Genomic DNA, 17,834 nt, shown 5'->3' with positions numbered 1-17,834 from the left:
AGAAGCAATGTCGATCAGCAATGCGATGGTGCTCGCCGCGGGCCTCGGCACCCGGCTCCGCCCGATCACCAACACCATACCGAAGCCGCTCGTGGAAATCGCGGGCAAGCCGATGATCGACTACGTGCTGGACCTGCTGGTGGAGGCAGGCATTACCAGGGCCGCGGTCAACGTGCACCACTTCGCCGATCAGATGGAAGGGCATCTCAGCCGGCGGAGCGCGCCCGAGATCCTGATCTCGGACGAGCGCGACGCGCTGATGAATTCCGGCGGCGGCCTGGCGAAGGGGCTGAAGCTTTTGCCGGATGGCCCGGTTCTGGTGATGAATGCCGACCTCTTCTGGGTCGGCGAACCCTCCGGGGTACCGAGTAATCTGACGCGGCTCGCCGCAGCTTTCGACGCTGATCGCATGGACATGCTGCTGCTCTGCGTGCGCGACGAGGACACGACCGGGCACAACGGCAAGAAAGACTTTTCGCTCGGCGCCGACGGGACGCTGACGCGTTACAAGGAAGGTCTGCCGAACCCGGTGGTCTATGCCGGCGCGATCGCGCTTCACTCCCGGCTTTTTTCCGATGCGCCGGATGACGCCTTCAACCTCAACATCTACTTCGACCGTGCGGCCGAGAAGGGACGCCTTCACGGCATCCTGCTCGAGGGGCACTGGATGACGGTCGGCACGCCCGAAGCGATCGGCGAAGCGGAAGCGGCGATCCGCCGCCATCAGCCGGGAGGATGAGCGTGCGCGGCCGCCGGTCCAACGTCTTCACGATCCCGCCCGGCCTCCCGTTCCTGAAGACGCTCGCCGAAAGGCTTTGCGACGGCAGCCTGACCCCGGACTTCCGCTACGATCCGGCCGACCCCCTGCCGCTTGCCGGCGTGACGATCTTCGTGCCGACGCGGCGCTCGGCCCGTGTGCTCAGATCCGAATTCGTCGATCTGCTCGGTGGCCGTTCCACCATCCTGCCCACCATCAAGGCACTCGGCGAGACCGACGACGACAGCGGCTTCTTCGACGCCGAGGTACCGGCGATCCTCGATCTGGCCCCGCCCCTGCCCGGTACCGCGCGTCTGATCGAGCTTGGCCGGCTGATTCTTGCGTGGCGCAACCGGCTGCCGAAGGTGGTGCTCGACATCCATGCGGAGAGCCCGCTGATCGCGCCGGCAAGCCCGGCGGATGCGATCTGGCTCGCGCGCAATCTCGCCGATCTCGTCGACGCGATGGAGACGGAAGAGCTGGACTGGGACAAGCTCGACAAGCTCGATGCCGGCGAACATGCCCTCTGGTGGCAGCTGACGCTGGAATTCCTGAAGATTGCCCGCAGCTACTGGCCGGAGCGGCTGGAAGAGCTCAAGCAATCCTCCCCTGCCCGCCACCGCAACGCTATCCTGCAGGCCGAGACGCAGCGCATCGCCGCTGGCAAGATCGAGGGCCCGATCATCATCGCCGGTTCGACCGGCTCCATTCCCGCGACCGCCGCGCTCATTGCCGCCGTGCAGAAGCTTCTAAACGGCACGATCGTGCTGCCCGGTCTCGACCAGACGATGAGCGATGCCGAATGGGAGATGATCGTCGCCGACGCCGCGCTTGACGGCAGGCCAGACCCGGCAAGCCGCAGCCATCCGCAATACGGCTTCTACCGGCTGCTGAAGCGCATGGGCGTCATCCGGTCGGACGTGACCACCCTGGCCGACGCCGAGACGGACCTCGACTTCCGCGCCGAGATCCTCTCGCATGCCCTTCTGCCGGCGAAGGCAACCAATGCCTGGACCGAAAGGCGCAGCGAACTCGATGGCGGCGAGCTGCACGCCGCCTTCAGGGATGCGGCCCTCATCGAGACCGCCAACGAACGCGAGGAGGCCGCCGTCATTGCCGTCGCGTTGCGGCTGGCGCTCGAAGGCAGCGAGGATAGCCAGGCAGCACTGATCACGCCGGACCGAAATCTCGCACGACGGGTCGGCGCCGAGCTTGCCCGCTTTGGTATCGAGGCCGACGATTCCGCCGGCACGCCGCTATCCTCGACGCCTCAGGGCAGCTTCATGCGCCTGCTTCTGGAGGCTAGTCTGCGCCCCGGCGATCCTGTGCCCTTCGTGGCGCTGCTCAAGCACCCGCTGGCGCGCTTCGGGCTATCGCGTGAGACGATGCACCAGGGCGCCGACGCGCTCGAACGCATGGCGCTGCGCGGCAGCACCGCAACCGTCGATATCCTCGCTCTGGAACCCTTGCTCAACGCGGCCATTGCCGGGCACAAGGTCGATCGCCACCCGCCGGAATGGCGCGTCGGCATCGGCGCCGAGGAGCTTCAGGCAGCCCGCGATCTGGCGATGAAGATCGGCCACGCAGTGGCGCCGCTCGCTTCCGCTCTGAGCCGCAGCAAGGACGGCAGCCGTGTTTTCTCGGAAGAATTCACCTTTGCCGACTGGGCGACGCGGACCGGCCAGGCGCTGGAAGCGGCCTCGGCCGACGAGCGCGGCGATCTCAGCGGGCTCTGGTCCGGCGAGGCGGCGGATACGCTCGCGACCCTGCTTCGCGGCATCATCGAAACCGATGGCCAGATGACGGCAGATGGGCCGCAATGGTGCGATGTCATGGAGGCGCTCGCCGCCGGCGCAGCGGTCAAGCCGCGTTCCATGCGCCATCCGCGGGTCTTCATCTTCGGCGCGCTGGAATCACGCCTGCAGAGCATGGATCTGGTGGTGCTCGGCGCCATGAACGAGGGCAATTGGCCGGGCCAGACCGCCAACGATCCGTTCCTGTCGCGCACGATGAAGACGGGCATCGGTCTCGAACCGCCGGAGCGACGCATCGGCCAGCTCGCCCACGACTTCCAGATGGCCTGCGGCACACGGCGCCTCATCTTCACCCGCTCGATGCGCCAGGGCGCGGCACCGACCGTCGCCTCACGCTGGCTGCAGCGCCTGCTGGCGCTTGGCGGCAACCGGCTGGTTGAGGCCTTGCAGGCCAACGGCGCCGACTATCTGACCTGGGCCCGGATGCTCGACGACGGAGGGCGGCAGCCGCTTGCCGAACGCCCGGCGCCCAAGCCGCCGGCGGACCTGCAGCCGCGCAAGTATTCCTTCAGCGAGGTCTCGCGGCTGAGGCGCGACCCCTATGCGGTTTACGCCCGGCGCATCCTTCGCCTGCATCCGCTGCTGCCGTTCAACAGCGACCCCGGTCCGGCCGAACGCGGCACGCTTTATCACCAGATCGTCGAGCGTTTCGTGCGCTCCGACGTCGATCTGATGTCGCCTGCAGCCGAAGAGCGGATGCATCGGCTGCTGAACGATGCCTTCGACGAGGCGCGGCTGCCCACGCATATCGACACGATCTGGCGGCCACGCTTCGCCGCCGTCGGCGCGGCTTTCATCAAGTGGGAGCGGGAACGCGCACGCTTCATCCGCCACTCGCGCACCGAGGTTCCGGCATCGATGGAACTGGGCATCGCCGACATGCGGCTGACCGGCATCGCCGACCGGCTCGATACGCTGACCGACGGCAGCGTCGAGATCATCGACTACAAGACCGGCTCCAGCCCATCGGCGACGGAAGCCCGCGTGCTGCTTGACCCACAGCTCGCCCTGGAGGCGGCGGCGCTCAAGGCCGGCGCCTTCAAGGACGTGCCGCCGAGCCATCCGCAGTCGCTGCTCTATGTCCGGCTCAAGCCCGGCTCACGCTTCAAGTCGGATGCGGTCAACAACGAAGGCAGCAGGTCGAAGGAGACCAGATCCGCGGACCAGCTTGCCGACGAGTCCCTCGCCGAGCTCAGAAAACTGCTCAGCGCCCTTCTTTCGGGAAAACACGGCTTTGCTTCCCGGCTGATTGTTCAGAAAGAGCGCGACTACGGTGGCGAATACGACCATTTGGCACGTGTGGCCGAATGGTCGACGGCCGATAGCGAGGAGGAGAACGGCGATGAGGGATGACAGCCTCGGCCCCGAGCAGGCGACGCCGCAAGCCTGGCTCGACTGGACCTCGCGCCGGCAGTCGCTTGCCTCCGATCCCGCGCGTTCCGCCTGGGTTTCGGCCAATGCCGGATCCGGCAAGACGCACGTGCTGACCCAGCGGGTGATCCGGCTGCTGCTCGCCGGCTGCCGTCCCTCGGCGATCCTTTGCCTCACCTATACCAAGGCGGCGGCGTCCGAAATGTCGAACCGCGTCTTCGAACGGCTGGCGGAATGGGTCACGCTCGACGACGCGACGCTTGAAAAGCGGATCGAGGCGATCGAGGGCGAGCGGCCTGGCCTGCTGAAGCTGCAGGAGGCGCGCCGCCTCTTCGCCCGCGCGCTGGAGACGCCGGGCGGCCTCAAGATCCAGACGATCCACGCCTTCTGCGAGGCGCTGCTGCATCAGTTTCCGCTGGAAGCCAACGTCGCCGGGCATTTCTCGGTCCTCGACGACCGCGCGGCCGCCGTACTGCTTGCCGATGCGCGCCGCATGCTGTTGACGGCGACGGCAGCCAAGGACGATCCGGAACTGGCGCGCGCCTTTGCCACCGTTCTGGACCTCGCCGACGACACCGGGCTTGAAAGGCTGCTCGCGGCGATCGTCGAGAACCGGACCTCGATCCAGACCTTTCTCGAACATGCCGCCGCGCTCGGCGGCACTGAGGCCGAGCTGCGCAGGGCCCTGAAGCTGGCGTCGGATGAAAGCGTCGACAGTGCCATGGCCGCGATCTGGCCGTTGGCGGGACTGAACGGCGCGGCCCTGGAACGCTACTTCTCACTTGCCATGAGTGTCGGCGGAACAAAGGTGCTCGACTTTGCCGAGGGGCTTCGAACCGTTTCCAAGCTCACGGACGTGAGCGCCCGCTATGATGGTCTCCGGCACTTGTTCTTCACCGGAACCGGTAAGGCCCGGGCCCAATCCACGTTCCTCAACAAGGCGATGCAGCAGGCCGCCCCCGATCTCATAGACCTGGTGGACGAAGCCTACCGCCATGTCGTCGCCTGTATCGATCACATCAGCATTCTCAAGATGTTCGAGGCGACGCTTGCGGCGCTGACGCTCGCCGAACGGCTCAACGTCGACTACGAGGAACTCAAGCGACGCCGCAGCCAGCTCGATTTCGAGGACCTGATCAACCGCACGGCGGCGCTCTTTGCCCGCGGCGACGTCAGCGCCTGGGTGCATTACAAGCTCGACCAGGGTATCGACCACATCCTCGTCGACGAGGCGCAGGATACCAGCCCGGCGCAGTGGACCATCATCCAGGCGCTGGCCGCCGATTTCTTCTCCGGCGAAAGCGCCCGCGGCGCCAACCGCACCTTGTTTGCCGTCGGTGACGAGAAACAGTCGATCTACTCCTTCCAGGGCGCGCGGCCGGAGCGGTTTTCGCTCGAGAGCCAGGAAACCGAACGGCGGGTGCGCGACGGCGGCAAGGCCTTCGCGCCCATCCGCCTGCAACTCTCCTTCCGCTCGACCGTCGACGTGCTTTCGGCCGTAGATACAGTCTTTTCCAATCCGGCGCATGCGCGGGGCCTCAGCGCCCGCAGCGAACCGGTCGTTCATGCTTCGAACCGCATCGGCCATCCCGGTGCGGTCGATATCTGGGACGTGATTGCCGCCGAACCGATGGACACGGACGAGGAATGGACGGCGGCCTTCGACGCGACGCCTGAGAGCGCACCGGTCAATATCCTCGCACGGCGGATCGCCGGCGTGTTGGAGAGCTGGATCGGCAAGGAGACGATCGTCGAGAAGGGCGTTCGCCGGCCGATGCGTCCGGGCGACGTGATCGTGCTGGTCCGCAAACGCGACGCCTTCGTCAATGCGCTGACCCGGGCGCTCAAGCGCCGCAACAACATTCCGGTCGCCGGCGCCGACCGACTGGTGCTCACCAAACATATCGCGGTTCAGGACCTGCTGGCTCTCGGCCGCTTCGTCCTCTTGCCGCAGGACGACCTGTCGCTCGCCGCACTGCTGAAAAGCCCGCTGTTCAATCTCGGGGAAGACGCGCTGTTCGAACTCGCGGCGCGCCGCAAGGTAGGCGAAAGCCTCTGGCAGCGTCTGCAGGCCGAGGCTGCCGAGGGGATCCTGTTCCACCAGGCAGAAAAGTCGCTCAAAAGCTATATGGCGCTCGCCAACCAGCTTGCACCGCACGATTTCTATGCCCGCATCCTTGGCGTGCACGGCGGCCGGGCGGCCTTCCTGGCGCGGCTCGGCACCGAGGTCAGCGACATTCTCGACGAATTCCTCACCTTCGCGCTCGACCAGGAAAGAAGCGGCCTCCCGGGCCTGCAGGCCTTCGTTTCGACGCTGGAAATGGAAGCGCCGACGGTCAAGCGCGAACAGGACAAGGAACGCGACGAGGTCCGGATCATGACCGTGCACGCCGCCAAGGGTCTCGAAGCGCCCGTCGTCTTTCTCGTCGATGGCGGCGGCGCACCTTTCAGCAACCAGCATGTCCCTTCTCTCCGCTTCCTCGAGCTTCCTCGAGGAAATGGCGCGGTCCTGTCGTTGCCGGTGTGGCGGGCGCCGGGCTCAGAGTCGAACTCGCTGATCACCGCCGACAGCGATCGTCTGAAAACGCTCGCCGAGGAAGAATATCGGCGCCTGCTCTATGTCGGCATGACTCGCGCCGCCGATCGTCTGGTCGTCTGCGGCTACCGCGGACAACGGGCCGCCGCCGAAACATGGCATGCTATGGTTCAAACGAGCCTGGCCGGGGACGAAAGCGGCCGCGGCCATCCGACGACCTTCCATGCCGGCGGCGAGGAATGGTCCGGCCATGCCTGGCGCGAAAGGCAGCTTGAGCGCGTCCTTCCCTCGAAGGAAGCGCCCTCGCCGGATGCCAGCCGCCCGGCGTCGGGCCTGCCGAAGGCGCTTTCGACACCGTTGCCACCGCAGAAGCGGCTGCCACGCCCGCTCAGCCCTTCCGGCGTCGGTATCGCTATCGACGAGGACGACGGCGATGGGCTCGTCGGGTCCGCGCTGTTTTCGGAAAAAGCACCGGCAAATCTCTCGATGTTGCGCGGCGCCATCCTGCACCGCCTGCTGCAGGTCCTGCCCTCCATTGCGGGCAATGATCGCCGCGCCGCAGCCGAGCGCTATCTCCTGCGCTCCCTGCCCCGTTGGTTGCCCGAGCAGCGCGCCGCGCTGATTGCCGGCGTCGAGAAGGTGCTCGACCACCCCGATCTTGAGGCACTCTTCTCGGCCGGCAGCCGCGCCGAGGTCTCGGTCATGGGCACGCTCACGCTCGGCGCGCGCGACCACGCGGTATCCGGTCGCATAGACCGGCTCGCCGTCAGCGACGGGATCGTGACCATTGCGGATTTCAAGACGAACCGACAGGTGCCGGCTTCTGAGGAGGATATTCCCTTCGCCTACAAGGCACAGCTGGCGATCTATCGCGAGCTCCTGCGGCCGCTCTATCCCGGGCACAGGTTCCGATGCGTGCTGATCTTTACCGAAGGGCCGGCAATCCACGTCGTTACCGATCGGGCGCTCGACAGGAGCCTTGAAGACCTCGCGACAAAGTGAGATACCGGATATTGAAAATCCAGCGGCGCCCTCTCACATGAGGCACAACATCTGGATACTGCCATTCCGAACGCAAGGAGCAGCCTATGGCTACTGTAAAGGTCGATACGTCCAATTTTCAGCAGGAAGTGCTGAACGCCGCCGAGCCGGTGGTTGTCGATTTCTGGGCTGAATGGTGCGGCCCGTGCAAGATGATCGCACCGAGCCTCGAGGAAATCTCCAACGAGCTCGCCGGTAAGGTCAAGGTTGTTAAGCTCAACATCGACGAAAACCCGGAACTGGCTGCCCAGTACGGCGTTCGCTCGATCCCGACGCTCGCCATGTTCAAGGCCGGCGAAGTGGCCGACATCAAGGTCGGCGCCGCACCGAAGACGGCCCTTTCCTCCTGGATCTCCACGGCGGTCGCCTAAGACCTTCGCTGACTACCGCAGCAGAAAGCCCGGAACCCCGGGCTTTTTTCTTGTCTTGCATCTGGTGTCGATCGTGAAGAACTCGCTTTCAGGCAGTTTGCTGCGGCGTTGGTCGGCTCTGGAACGTGAACAGTAGTGCGGCGAACAGACACAAAAGTTGCCTGAACCATCGCAGCAGGAGGGAGAAGTTGTATCCGGCGGCGGCCAGAACGGCATTGACGGCATCCCCCTGTTCGCCAGCGAGATAATTCCGGTCCATTCTGTGTTCGCTCTTGAGGTGTCCGATGACGGGTTCGACCGCCGATCGTCGTCGCATCTGGCGTTTTATGGCGGGCGTGATGCGGCGCTTCTGGCCGCTGGTGAAGACCCTCAGCTTGTGACTTTCGGGAGCATTATGGCCGCGGTATCCAGCATCGGCCAAAATGCGGGAGAGCTCGTTGCCGATCATCTTTTCCATATCCGGAATGACGGTCGCGAGCGTGTGGCCGTCGTAAGGATTGCCGGGCAGCGCGGTCGCGTGCAGGGCGAACTGCCCGCCCTTTGAACGGTTCAGTGTCGTGGCCACGGACACCTTCACTCCGAACTCATAGGGCTTGTGCGCCTTGCCTTTACCAATGCACTCGACTTCGTCGGCATGCAGGCTGTAGATCTTGCGGCCACGCTGACGTTGCCGCTGCGCGATGACCGTTTTTGCCTGATAGAGCGACCATTTGAAGATCGCGTCGAGTTGTTCGTCGCCGGCGATCTGACGCTCGATGTCGCGAACGGTCCGGCCGAGATAGGTCTTCAACTTGCGCAGCGCCTTGCCGGCCCGTTTGAATTGCTTCGCATGCGCGTAGCGCTGGTGCTGGATCAGGGCGAATTTACCGACCCGAATGTAGGTCTGGCGCAGGTCGAGCCCCATTTTCTTCGCCAGCCGCACCAGCCGTTCGCGCGCCCGGTGAATAAGCTTGGCATCCGTCGGGAACATGACGTTCTTCGGTTGAACGGTCGTGTCGACGGTCACCTGCCGCGTATCCTGCGGCTTCATCGCGCCTGTCTTGACTGCCACGGCCAGGCTCTCCTGCAAGAGCGCGCCGATCCGCGCCTCGCCCATGCGCTGCCGCCAGCGCGTCATCGAGGAGCGGTCGAACGATAGTTCGTGCCGAAAGAACTCCTCGCCGCACAGGTACTGAAAGTAGGGGTTCTCCACCCAGCGCTCGCACAGCGCCTCGTCCGACAGGTTGAACGTGTGCTTCAGAATGGCCAGCCCCGCCATCAGCCGCGTCGGCAAGGGCGGCATGCCCGCTCCGTCCGAATACACCGTCCCAAAGCGGGCTTCCAACACAGGCCAGTCGATAGCCTGCGCCAGACGCACCAGTTCGTGCTTCATATTGATGATCTGGTCGAGCCGGGATCGGAATAAATCCTGTTCACCCGTTTGGCGCCGTTCGCGTGGTTTACCCATTCCTGGCACTCCGATTCACCGCGATAAACCCAGTGAATCACGCTTCGCCAACCACGCAAACCTCAAACTGATATTGCAAGGAAACAGCTTGTTCGGCGGCTGTTTCCTGCAATTAGAAGATCTGCAGACCCCTCGATTCCTACGTCAAATCAGCGGCTTCCGAGTTCTTCACGGCCGACTCTGGTACCTGGATGGCGGCGGCGCCTTCGGAATCACTTCGGCGGTGTGCCGTTGTCGGCGAGAACGTCGCCCACCAGATAGAGCGAGCCGCCGATCAGGATGCGCGGCGGCGCCGGATCCTCGTCGACCAGATTGGCAATGATCGTCAGCGCTTCGGCGACGGAAGAGACGGCAGAGGCTTCGAACCCGACGGCAGCCGCGTCGCTTGCAAGCGCCACCGGATCAAGGCCTGCGTCTGAACCCCGGATCGGCACGGTGAAGACCTGTTCGGCAAGATCGAGAAACGCTCGGAAATAGCCGACCGGATCCTTGGTATTGATCATGCCGATGATCAGGAAGAGGGGCCGCGCTTCGCGTTCCTCGAACGTCGCCATCGCCTCGGCGATCACTTGGCCTGCACCCGGATTATGGCCACCGTCGACCCAGATTTCCGCGTCGGCCGGGCCATAATGCGTCAGCTTGCCGCTGGTCAGTCGCTGCAGGCGGCCGGGCCACTCGACCCCGGCAAGACCTCTCTCGATCGCCGCTTCGGAAACGTCGAAGCCTGCGGCCCGCACCGCACGAATGGCCGCGGCGGCATTCGCATATTGGTGGCGTCCCGGCAGCTTCGGCAGCGGCAGATCGGCAAGCCCGCTCTCGTCCTGATACACAAGGCGGCCGAACTCCTCATGCGCCATGAAGTCCTGGCCGTAGACGAAGATCGGGCAGCCGAGCCGTTCCGCCGTTGAGATCAGCACCTCACGCGCCGTTTCCTCTTCCTGTTGGCCGATCACCACAGGGCAGCCGCGCTTCATGATTCCGGCCTTCTCCGCGGCGATCAGTTCGACCCGGTCGCCGAGATAGGACTGGTGGTCTAGCGAAATCGGCATGATGACCGAGGCGGCCGGGCGGACAATGACATTCGTCGCGTCGAAGCGACCGCCGAGGCCTACCTCGATGATTGCGACATCCGCCGGATGCTCGGCGAAGAGCAGGAAGGTGACAGCAGTCAGGATTTCGAAGACGGTGATCTTCTCGCCGCCATTGGCTTCGGCGACGCGGCGCACGGCATCGGCCAGAACGGGATCGCTGACGAGCCGTCCCCTGCCGCCCTTGACGCCCAGGCGGTAGCGCTCGTGCCAATTGACGAGATGCGGCGACGTGTGGACGTGGACGCTGAGACCGGCGGCTTCCAGGATCGCCCGCGAGAACGCAGTTGCCGAGCCCTTGCCATTGGTGCCGGCGACGTGGATCACCGGCGGCAGGCGGTCCTGCGGATTGCCGAGCGCGGCAAGAAGCCGGGTGATCCTGTCCAGCGACAGGTCGAAGCCCTTGGGGTGGAGGGCAAGGAGTTTTTCGATCTCATAGCCCGCTTCGCTGGCTTCCACCGCTGCCATCTCTTAATCCGCCCCGACAAGCTCGACTGCCAAAGCATCTCCACGCGGAGATGCTTCATTTTTGTTCTGTGTAGCTCCGGTTACCCGAGCTTTTTCAAGCGCTTGCCGCGACCGGCAAGGCAGCCGGCTGTGTGCCGCCGTTGAGTTTCGAGGCTTCCGCCGGCTTCTTCATCAGGATCTTCAGAACCCGGGCGAGCGTTGCCGGCAGATCGTGGCGCTTGACGACCATGTCAACCATGCCGTGCTCCAGCAGGTATTCGGAGGTCTGGAAACCTTCCGGCAGCTTCTCGCGCAGCGTCTGCTCGATCACACGCTTGCCGGCAAAGCCGATTTCGGCGCCGGGCTCGGCCATGTGGATATCGCCAAGCATCGCATAGGAGGCGGTGACGCCGCCGGTCGTCGGGTTGGTGAGCACGACGATATAGGGAAGACCCGCTTCCTTCAGCAGGTTGACGGCAACGGTGGTGCGCGGCAGCTGCATCAGCGACAGGATGCCTTCCTGCATGCGGGCGCCGCCCGATGCCGGGAAGATGACCAGCGGGCACTTCTCGGCAATCGCCCTTTCGAAGGCCTTGATGATCGCCTCGCCGGCAGCCATGCCGAGCGAACCGCCGATGAAGTTGAACTCGTGCACGACGGCGACGAGCTTGACGCCTTGGACGCGGCCGAGGCCGGCAACGATCGTGTCTTCGAGCTCGGTCTTGGTGCGGCTGTCGCGCAGACGGTCGACATACTTCTTGGAATCGCGGAATTTCAGCGGGTCCTGAGCAACCTTGGGCTGCGGAAACGCCTCATAGATGCCGCCGTCGAACAGGTCCTTCAACCGCGCCTTGGCCGGCATCTTCATGTGGAAGCCGGACTGCGGGATGACCCACTTGTTTTCTTCGAGATCGCGGTGGAACACCATCTCGCCGGTTTCCGGGCACTTGATCCAGAGATTTTCCGGAACTTCCCGGCGGCCCAGCATCGAGTTGATCTTCGGCCGAACGTAGTTTGTGATCCAGTTCACTTAGTAACTCCTGAAGATTTCCTTCGGGTTGTGCGCGCTAATATAGGCAATTATTCGGCTGCTGCGAGGCGTGCGGACCGCACGCCTGCCGAGAGCCCTCTCACCAGCGCTTCAACACCCGGAACCGTCGCGTCGGTCGCCTTGCCCTCTTCGGTCAGGCTCGACGCGATCTGGTTGACGATCGCCGTACCGACGACCACGCCATCGGCGGATGCTCCGATGGCCCTTGCATGTTCTGCCGTCTTGACGCCGAAACCGACGCAAACCGGCAAGTTGGTGTGCGCCTTGATACGGCCGACGGCACCGGCAATCAACGACGGATCGGGCAGAGCCGAACCGGTGATGCCGTTCATCGACACGTAGTAGACGAAACCGGAGGTGTTTTCGAGCACCTTCGGCAGGCGGCGGTCGTCCGTGGTCGGCGTCGCCAGGCGAATGAAGTTGATGCCCTTCTCAAGCGCCGGAACGCAGAGCTCGTCGTCCATCTCCGGCGGCAGGTCGACGACGATCAGGCCGTCGATGCCGGCGGCAAGCGCATCCGTCAGGAAGCGGTCGACGCCGTAGATATAGATCGGGTTGTAGTATCCCATCAGCACGATCGGCGTGCGCTGGTCCTCCTCGCGGAAGCGGCGCGCGATCTCGAGCGTCTTGGCGAGCGTCTGGCCGCCCTTCAGGGAGCGCTGACCGGCAAGCTGGATCGCCGGACCATCGGCCATCGGGTCCGAAAAGGGCATGCCCAGCTCGATGACGTCGGCGCCTGCCTTCGGCAGCGCCTTCATGATCGAGACCGACGTCTCGAAGTCAGGATCGCCGCCCATGAAATAGGTGACGAGGACCGGACGTCCCTCGGCCGCAACATCGGCAAATCTCTTGTCCATGCGTGCGGTCATGATCTTACTGCCCCATTCCCAAAATCTTACCGACGGTGAAGATGTCCTTGTCGCCGCGGCCGGAGAGGTTCATCAGGATGATCTCGTCCTTGCCCATCTTCGGTGCGCGCTTGATGACTTCGGCAAGCGCATGCGATGGCTCGAGCGCCGGGATAATGCCTTCGAGGCGGGTCAGCGTCTGGAACGCTTCGAGCGCTTCGTGATCCATGATCGGCACGTATTCGACACGGCCGACATCGTTCAGCCAGGCATGTTCCGGGCCGATGCCGGGATAGTCGAGACCGGCCGAAATCGAGTGGCCTTCCTTGATCTGGCCGTCGCCGTCCTGCAGCAGATAGGTGCGGTTGCCGTGCAACACGCCGGGCGAACCGGCGGTGATCGACGCGCAATGCTCGTCGCCCTCGATGCCCTTGCCGCCAGCTTCGACGCCGACGATCTTGACGCTTTCATCATCGAGGAACGGATGGAAGATGCCGATTGCATTGGAGCCACCACCGACGGCGGCAACGACGAGGTCCGGCAGCCGGCCTTCGGCGGCGAGCATCTGCTCCTTGGCTTCCTGGCCGATGACGGCCTGGAAATCGCGGACCATTTCCGGATAGGGATGCGGGCCGGCAGCGGTGCCGATCAGGTAATAGGTGCTGTCGACATTGGTGACCCAGTCGCGCAGCGCCTCGTTCATCGCGTCCTTGAGCGTGCCGCTACCGGCGGTTACCGGCTTCACCTCGGCACCGAGCAGCTTCATGCGGAAAACGTTGGGCGCCTGGCGCTCGACATCGGTCGCGCCCATGTAGACGACGCAGGGAAGGCCGAAGCGGGCCGCGACGGTCGCCGAAGCCACACCGTGCTGGCCGGCGCCGGTCTCGGCGATGATGCGTGTCTTGCCCATGCGCTTGGCAAGCAGGATCTGGCCGATGCAATTGTTGATCTTGTGCGAGCCGGTGTGGTTCAGCTCTTCGCGCTTGAAATAGATCTTGGCGCCGCCGAGTTCGGCCGTCAGCCGTTCGGCGAAATAGAGCGGGCTCGGCCGGCCGATATAATGGGCGCCGAGATGTGCCAGCTCCGCCTTGAAAGCCGGATCGTCCTTCGCCTTGTTCCACTCGTCCTGCAGGTCGAGGATCAACGGCATCAGCGTCTCGGCTACGAAGCGGCCGCCAAAAATACCGAAACGACCGTCTTCATCCGGGCCGCCCCGGTAGGAATTCAACTTTGGCGCCTGGTTCACGTCCTGCTCCCTGACCGTGGCATGCCCGCCTCCGCCTGGCGAACGGCATTGAAAAACGATTCCATGAGCTTCAAATCCTTGACGCCCGGCGCGCTCTCGACGCCGGAGGAGATATCGATGGCGCGGGCGCGGGTCTGCGCCATGGCCTCGCCAATGTTACTGGCGTTAAGACCACCGGAAAGCATGTAATCGACGCTTCCGTCAAGCGCGTCGAGCAGCTTCCAGTCAAAGGAAACGCCGTTGCCGCCGGGCAAATCGGAACCTGCAGGCGGCTTGGCATCGAAGAGGAAGCGATCGGCGATGCCGATATAGGCGTCGATCTTTTCGAGGTCCGAGGCCTCACGCACCGAAAGCGCCTTCATGACCGGAAGGCCGTACATCGCCTTGACCGTCAGCAGCCGTTCCGGGCCCTCGCTGCCGTGAAGCTGCAGCATATCCGGATTGAGCGCCGAGACGATCTCATCGAGCTCGTCGTTGTCGGCATTGACCGTGACGGCGACGATCTTCGCCCGACCGCGAATGAGGTCCGCCAGCCGGCCGGCATCATCCGGCTCGATGTTCCTTGGGCTCTTCGGGAAAAAGATGAAGCCGGTATGGGACGCTCCGAGCGCGACAGCGCGCTCAACCGCTTCCGCGGTCTTCAGCCCGCATATCTTTACTTCGGTTTTCATGAGAAGCGACCTTGCATGAAATGTCGCGCGAGTCGAGCCAAAAACCGACGCGCGGCCTGCCAGCCAGCGCCCCCGGCACTATGCCCCAACGGCTGTGCGCCCCTTGTGCGACCAGCGAGCTTTCACCATATGCATTTTACCATAATGGAGAGACTGATGCGCCTGTTGCTCGCGCTTATCCTGCCCTGGCTGCAGTTTTTCACGATCGGCCGTCCCTTTGCCGGCCTCATCTGCCTGATCCTGCAACTCACACTCATCGGTTGGGTTCCGGCAGCGATCTGGTCGGTCTATGCGCTCGGCCAATACAAGACAGACGAGAAGATCCGCGAAGCTCTGCGCCACCGCGCATGATCTCCGGCTGGCTGGCTGGCTCAGTCGAAGTCGATGGCGTGAAGCATCGTGCCGTTGCGGCGGAGCCAGCGCTTGGCATCGTCTGTATCCGGGCACAATTTCCCACACAGCGCCCAAAAATCAGGCCCGTGATTCATCTCCTGCAAATGCGCGACCTCGTGCGCTGCGAGATAGGCGATGACCTTCGGCGGCGCCATGACGATGCGCCAGGAAAAACTCAGCGCTCCATCTGCAGAACAGGATCCCCAGCGGCTGCGCGTGTCCTTGAGCGACAGCGACTTCGCTCGCCGGCCGATGCGACCGGTATAGATCGCCACCAGACGATCGAGATCCTGGCGGGCCTCTTTCTTGAGAAAATCGACGATGCGCCGGTTCAGATGTTCCTCGCCGCCGCTGACGCGCAACACCGGTTCGTCATCAAGCACGATCGCTTCCGTCAGGCCGCGGATCTTGCCGGTGCGCTCGATACGATGGGAGATGCCGCGGATGAGGATGGAGCCGCCCTCCTCGATCTGGCTCTCGCCGGAGAAACGGGCAAGCTTCGTCATCAGCCAACCCTGATGGCGGCTGAGAAAGGCATTGACCTCGCGCTCTGGCATACCTTGAGGGATCGTCATCTTCAGCGCCCGGCCGCCAGGCTCGATGCGCAGCGTCATGCGGGTCGCGCGCGCGTTCTGCTTGATCGTCAACGGCAGGGACTTGCCGGCGACCTCGATCTGCCGCGTCGTGGCGGGTGGTGCAGGTTGGATGCGCCGCTTGAAGGAAGGGAACATGCAGGCTTTCTAACCGATTCGCGGGGCTTTCGCCTACAGTGCCGCGAGACGCGAACGGATATCCGGCGTTTCATGTGAAACGCCGGAAAGCATCATCGGGTCAGTGAGCTTCGACAACCGGGCCGGAGCCGCCGTTCTTGCGGTCGCGCATGAAGCGGTCGAACTCTTCCTGGTCCTTGGCACGGCGAAGCTCGCGCACATAGGTGTCGAATTCTTCACGCATTTCGTCGAGCTTGCGGCGCTCCTCGTCGAGGCGCGCAAGTTCGGCTTCGCGCCAGTCGTCGAAGGCGACGTTGCCGGTGCGATGCGTCCAGTTGGAGCGGCGACCGCCGCGCTTGAATGCAGAGCACATGCCATCCACCGTATCGTTGGCGTCTTTCTTGAACGTCTTGAGCTTTTCGCCGAACAGAATGTAGGCGAGCATGGCTAGGCCCAGTGGCCAGAAGACCACGAAGCCGAGCACCATCAGGGCGATGGTCGCGGGCGTCCAATCCGGACGGATCATTGCAGATTGGTTCATCTTCAGGATTCCTCGCAATCATCCGGGCCGCCCATGCGGCCCGATGAAAACGATGTGGGAAGGCGCCCCTGGCTGTGCAAGACGCCCTCCCCCGGAATCGGACAAACCCTTGACTCTACGCGGTCAAAACGCGATGGCGAGGTCAGGCCGACTTGCCGCCCTTGATGAGCTGCTTCACCGGCTTTACGTGCCGCGAATGCTCGCGGTGGAAGGCGACGATGCGCGGGGCGATTTCGCGACGGAAACGCGAACCATTAAAGACGCCGTAGTGGCCGACATCCGGCTGCATGTAATGCATGCGCATATGATCAGGGATATTGGTGCAGATCGTCTGCGCCGCCTTCGTCTGACCGACGCCGGAGATATCGTCGTTCTCGCCCTCGACGGTCAGCAGCGCGACCTTCCTGATTGCCGTCGTATCGACGCGCTTGCCGCGATGCATCATCTCGCCCTTCGGAAGCGCATGCTGCATGAAGACCACCTGTACGGTCTGCAGGTAGAATTCGGCGGTCAGGTCCATGACCGCGAGATACTCGTCGTAGAAGTCGCGATGCTTCTCGGCGGCGTCGCCGTCGTTCTTCACCAGATGCGCGAAGAACTCCTTGTGGGCGATCAGGTGTCGATCAAGGTTCATCGACATGAAGCCGGAGAGCTGCAGGAAGCCCGGATAGACCATGCGCATGAAGCCCGGCTGCGGCCACGGCACCGGCATGATGACGTTGTCGCGGAACCATTCGATCGGCCGCTGTTCGGCGAGCTGGTTGACGCCGGTCGGATTGATGCGCGTGTCGATTGGTCCGCCCATCAGCGTCATCGTCGCCGGCGACAGCGGATCATCGGCCGCTTCCATCAGCGCGACGGCGGCGAGCACCGGCACTGCCGGCTGACAGACACCGATCACATGGGTGTTCGGGCCCAGGAAGTGCAGCATCTGGATGACATAGTCGATGTAGTCATCGAGATCGAAAGTGCCTTCGCTGAGCGGCACCATGCGGGCGTCGATCCAGTCGGTGATGTAGATGTCGGAATGCGGCAGCAGCGCTTCCACGGTACCGCGCAACAGCGTCGCGTAGTGGCCGGACATCGGCGCCACCACCAGCACCTTCGGATCGGCAGCACGCCCCTTGGGCAAGGCGCGCTCGAAATGGATGAGGTTGCAGAAGGGAGCGCGCCAGACGATGCGCTCGTAGACGGAGACGGACGTGCCGTCGACCTCGGTCGCGGGAAGTCCGAACTCCGGCTTGCCATAGCGGCGCGTGGAGCGCTCGAACACTTCGAGCCCGGCGGCGGCCGCACGACCGAAATAGGTGTGCGAGACGGGATTCATCGGGTTGCTGAAGGCAAGCCGCATGGCATCGGCGGCCGTACGCCACGGCGCCATCATTGCATGGTTCAATTCATAGAGCTGGTAGAACATGGGAAGCGTACCCCTTGGTTCAATCAACGACAACGCCGCTCCCGGTCGGACGCAAGCTTGCGATTGTTTGTCTTGGTGTCCGCAA

The 17,834-nt window shown here is 63.9% G+C and carries 14 protein-coding genes; 5 read left to right on the top strand and 9 right to left on the bottom strand.

What is annotated here, in order from left to right:
• Positions 1 to 7: 7 nt before the first annotated feature.
• From QM996_RS17215 to trxA, 4 genes are all read left to right on the top strand, one after another.
• Positions 8 to 739, top strand: coding sequence for a nucleotidyltransferase family protein (locus QM996_RS17215; RefSeq protein WP_500268476.1), 732 nt, complete (start codon positions 8 to 10; stop codon positions 737 to 739).
• On the top strand, positions 736 to 3,924 hold the full coding sequence (gene addB, locus QM996_RS17210) for a double-strand break repair protein AddB (protein ID WP_500268475.1): 3,189 nt from the start codon (positions 736 to 738) through the stop codon (positions 3,922 to 3,924). Before QM996_RS17215 ends, addB begins: the two co-directional genes overlap by 4 nt.
• Positions 3,914 to 7,480, top strand: coding sequence for a double-strand break repair helicase AddA (addA, locus tag QM996_RS17205; protein ID WP_500268474.1), 3,567 nt, complete (start codon positions 3,914 to 3,916; stop codon positions 7,478 to 7,480). Before addB ends, addA begins: the two co-directional genes overlap by 11 nt.
• Before the next feature lie 86 nt (positions 7,481 to 7,566).
• On the top strand, positions 7,567 to 7,890 hold the full coding sequence (gene trxA, locus QM996_RS17200) for a thioredoxin (protein ID WP_173517976.1): 324 nt from the start codon (positions 7,567 to 7,569) through the stop codon (positions 7,888 to 7,890).
• An 88-nt stretch (positions 7,891 to 7,978) separates the two neighbouring features.
• Here trxA and QM996_RS17195 read toward each other — a convergent pair whose 3' ends face one another.
• The 6 genes from QM996_RS17195 to QM996_RS17170 form a co-directional block, all read right to left on the bottom strand.
• Complete coding sequence (locus QM996_RS17195; RefSeq protein ID WP_334141523.1) at positions 7,979 to 9,337, bottom strand: IS5-like element ISRsp18 family transposase; 1,359 nt, start codon at positions 9,335 to 9,337, stop codon at positions 7,979 to 7,981.
• 212 nt (positions 9,338 to 9,549) lie between these two features.
• Entirely contained in the window at positions 9,550 to 10,893 is a 1,344-nt protein-coding gene (locus QM996_RS17190) for a bifunctional folylpolyglutamate synthase/dihydrofolate synthase (protein ID WP_500268473.1), read from the bottom strand.
• 94 nt (positions 10,894 to 10,987) lie between these two features.
• Positions 10,988 to 11,902, bottom strand: coding sequence for an acetyl-CoA carboxylase carboxyltransferase subunit beta (gene accD, locus QM996_RS17185; RefSeq protein ID WP_500268472.1), 915 nt, complete (start codon positions 11,900 to 11,902; stop codon positions 10,988 to 10,990).
• 50 nt (positions 11,903 to 11,952) lie between these two features.
• Complete coding sequence (gene trpA / locus QM996_RS17180) at positions 11,953 to 12,792, bottom strand: tryptophan synthase subunit alpha (protein WP_173517973.1); 840 nt, start codon at positions 12,790 to 12,792, stop codon at positions 11,953 to 11,955.
• 4 nt (positions 12,793 to 12,796) lie between these two features.
• A complete protein-coding gene (gene trpB / locus QM996_RS17175) occupies positions 12,797 to 14,017 on the bottom strand; it encodes a tryptophan synthase subunit beta (protein ID WP_173517972.1) in 1,221 nt (406 codons plus the stop codon).
• The gene (locus QM996_RS17170; protein WP_500268471.1) at positions 14,014 to 14,688 is read right to left on the bottom strand and encodes a phosphoribosylanthranilate isomerase; all 675 of its coding nucleotides are present in this window, start codon (positions 14,686 to 14,688) and stop codon (positions 14,014 to 14,016) included. Before QM996_RS17170 ends, trpB begins: the two co-directional genes overlap by 4 nt.
• 156 nt (positions 14,689 to 14,844) lie before the next feature.
• On the opposite strand from QM996_RS17170, the gene QM996_RS17165 reads away from it, so the two are divergent.
• On the top strand, positions 14,845 to 15,039 hold the full coding sequence (locus QM996_RS17165; RefSeq protein WP_500268470.1) for a YqaE/Pmp3 family membrane protein: 195 nt from the start codon (positions 14,845 to 14,847) through the stop codon (positions 15,037 to 15,039).
• Positions 15,040 to 15,059: 20 nt separating this feature from the next.
• Here the strand turns inward: QM996_RS17165 and QM996_RS17160 are convergent, their stop codons facing one another.
• The 3 genes from QM996_RS17160 to phaZ form a co-directional block, all read right to left on the bottom strand.
• Entirely contained in the window at positions 15,060 to 15,812 is a 753-nt protein-coding gene (locus tag QM996_RS17160; protein ID WP_500268469.1) for a M48 family metallopeptidase, read from the bottom strand.
• Between the two features lie 100 nt (positions 15,813 to 15,912).
• Positions 15,913 to 16,332 (bottom strand): DUF2852 domain-containing protein, encoded by a 420-nt coding sequence (locus QM996_RS17155; RefSeq protein WP_173517969.1) that lies wholly within the window; start codon positions 16,330 to 16,332, stop codon positions 15,913 to 15,915.
• 142 nt (positions 16,333 to 16,474) lie between these two features.
• Positions 16,475 to 17,749, bottom strand: coding sequence for a polyhydroxyalkanoate depolymerase (gene phaZ / locus QM996_RS17150; RefSeq protein ID WP_247959322.1), 1,275 nt, complete (start codon positions 17,747 to 17,749; stop codon positions 16,475 to 16,477).
• Between the last annotated feature and the right edge of the window lie 85 nt (positions 17,750 to 17,834).

This window comes from Sinorhizobium chiapasense, assembly GCF_045277575.1.
GTDB lineage: Bacteria > Pseudomonadota > Alphaproteobacteria > Rhizobiales > Rhizobiaceae > Ensifer > Ensifer chiapasense_A.
This window is presented reverse-complemented; position numbering and strand designations above follow the sequence as displayed.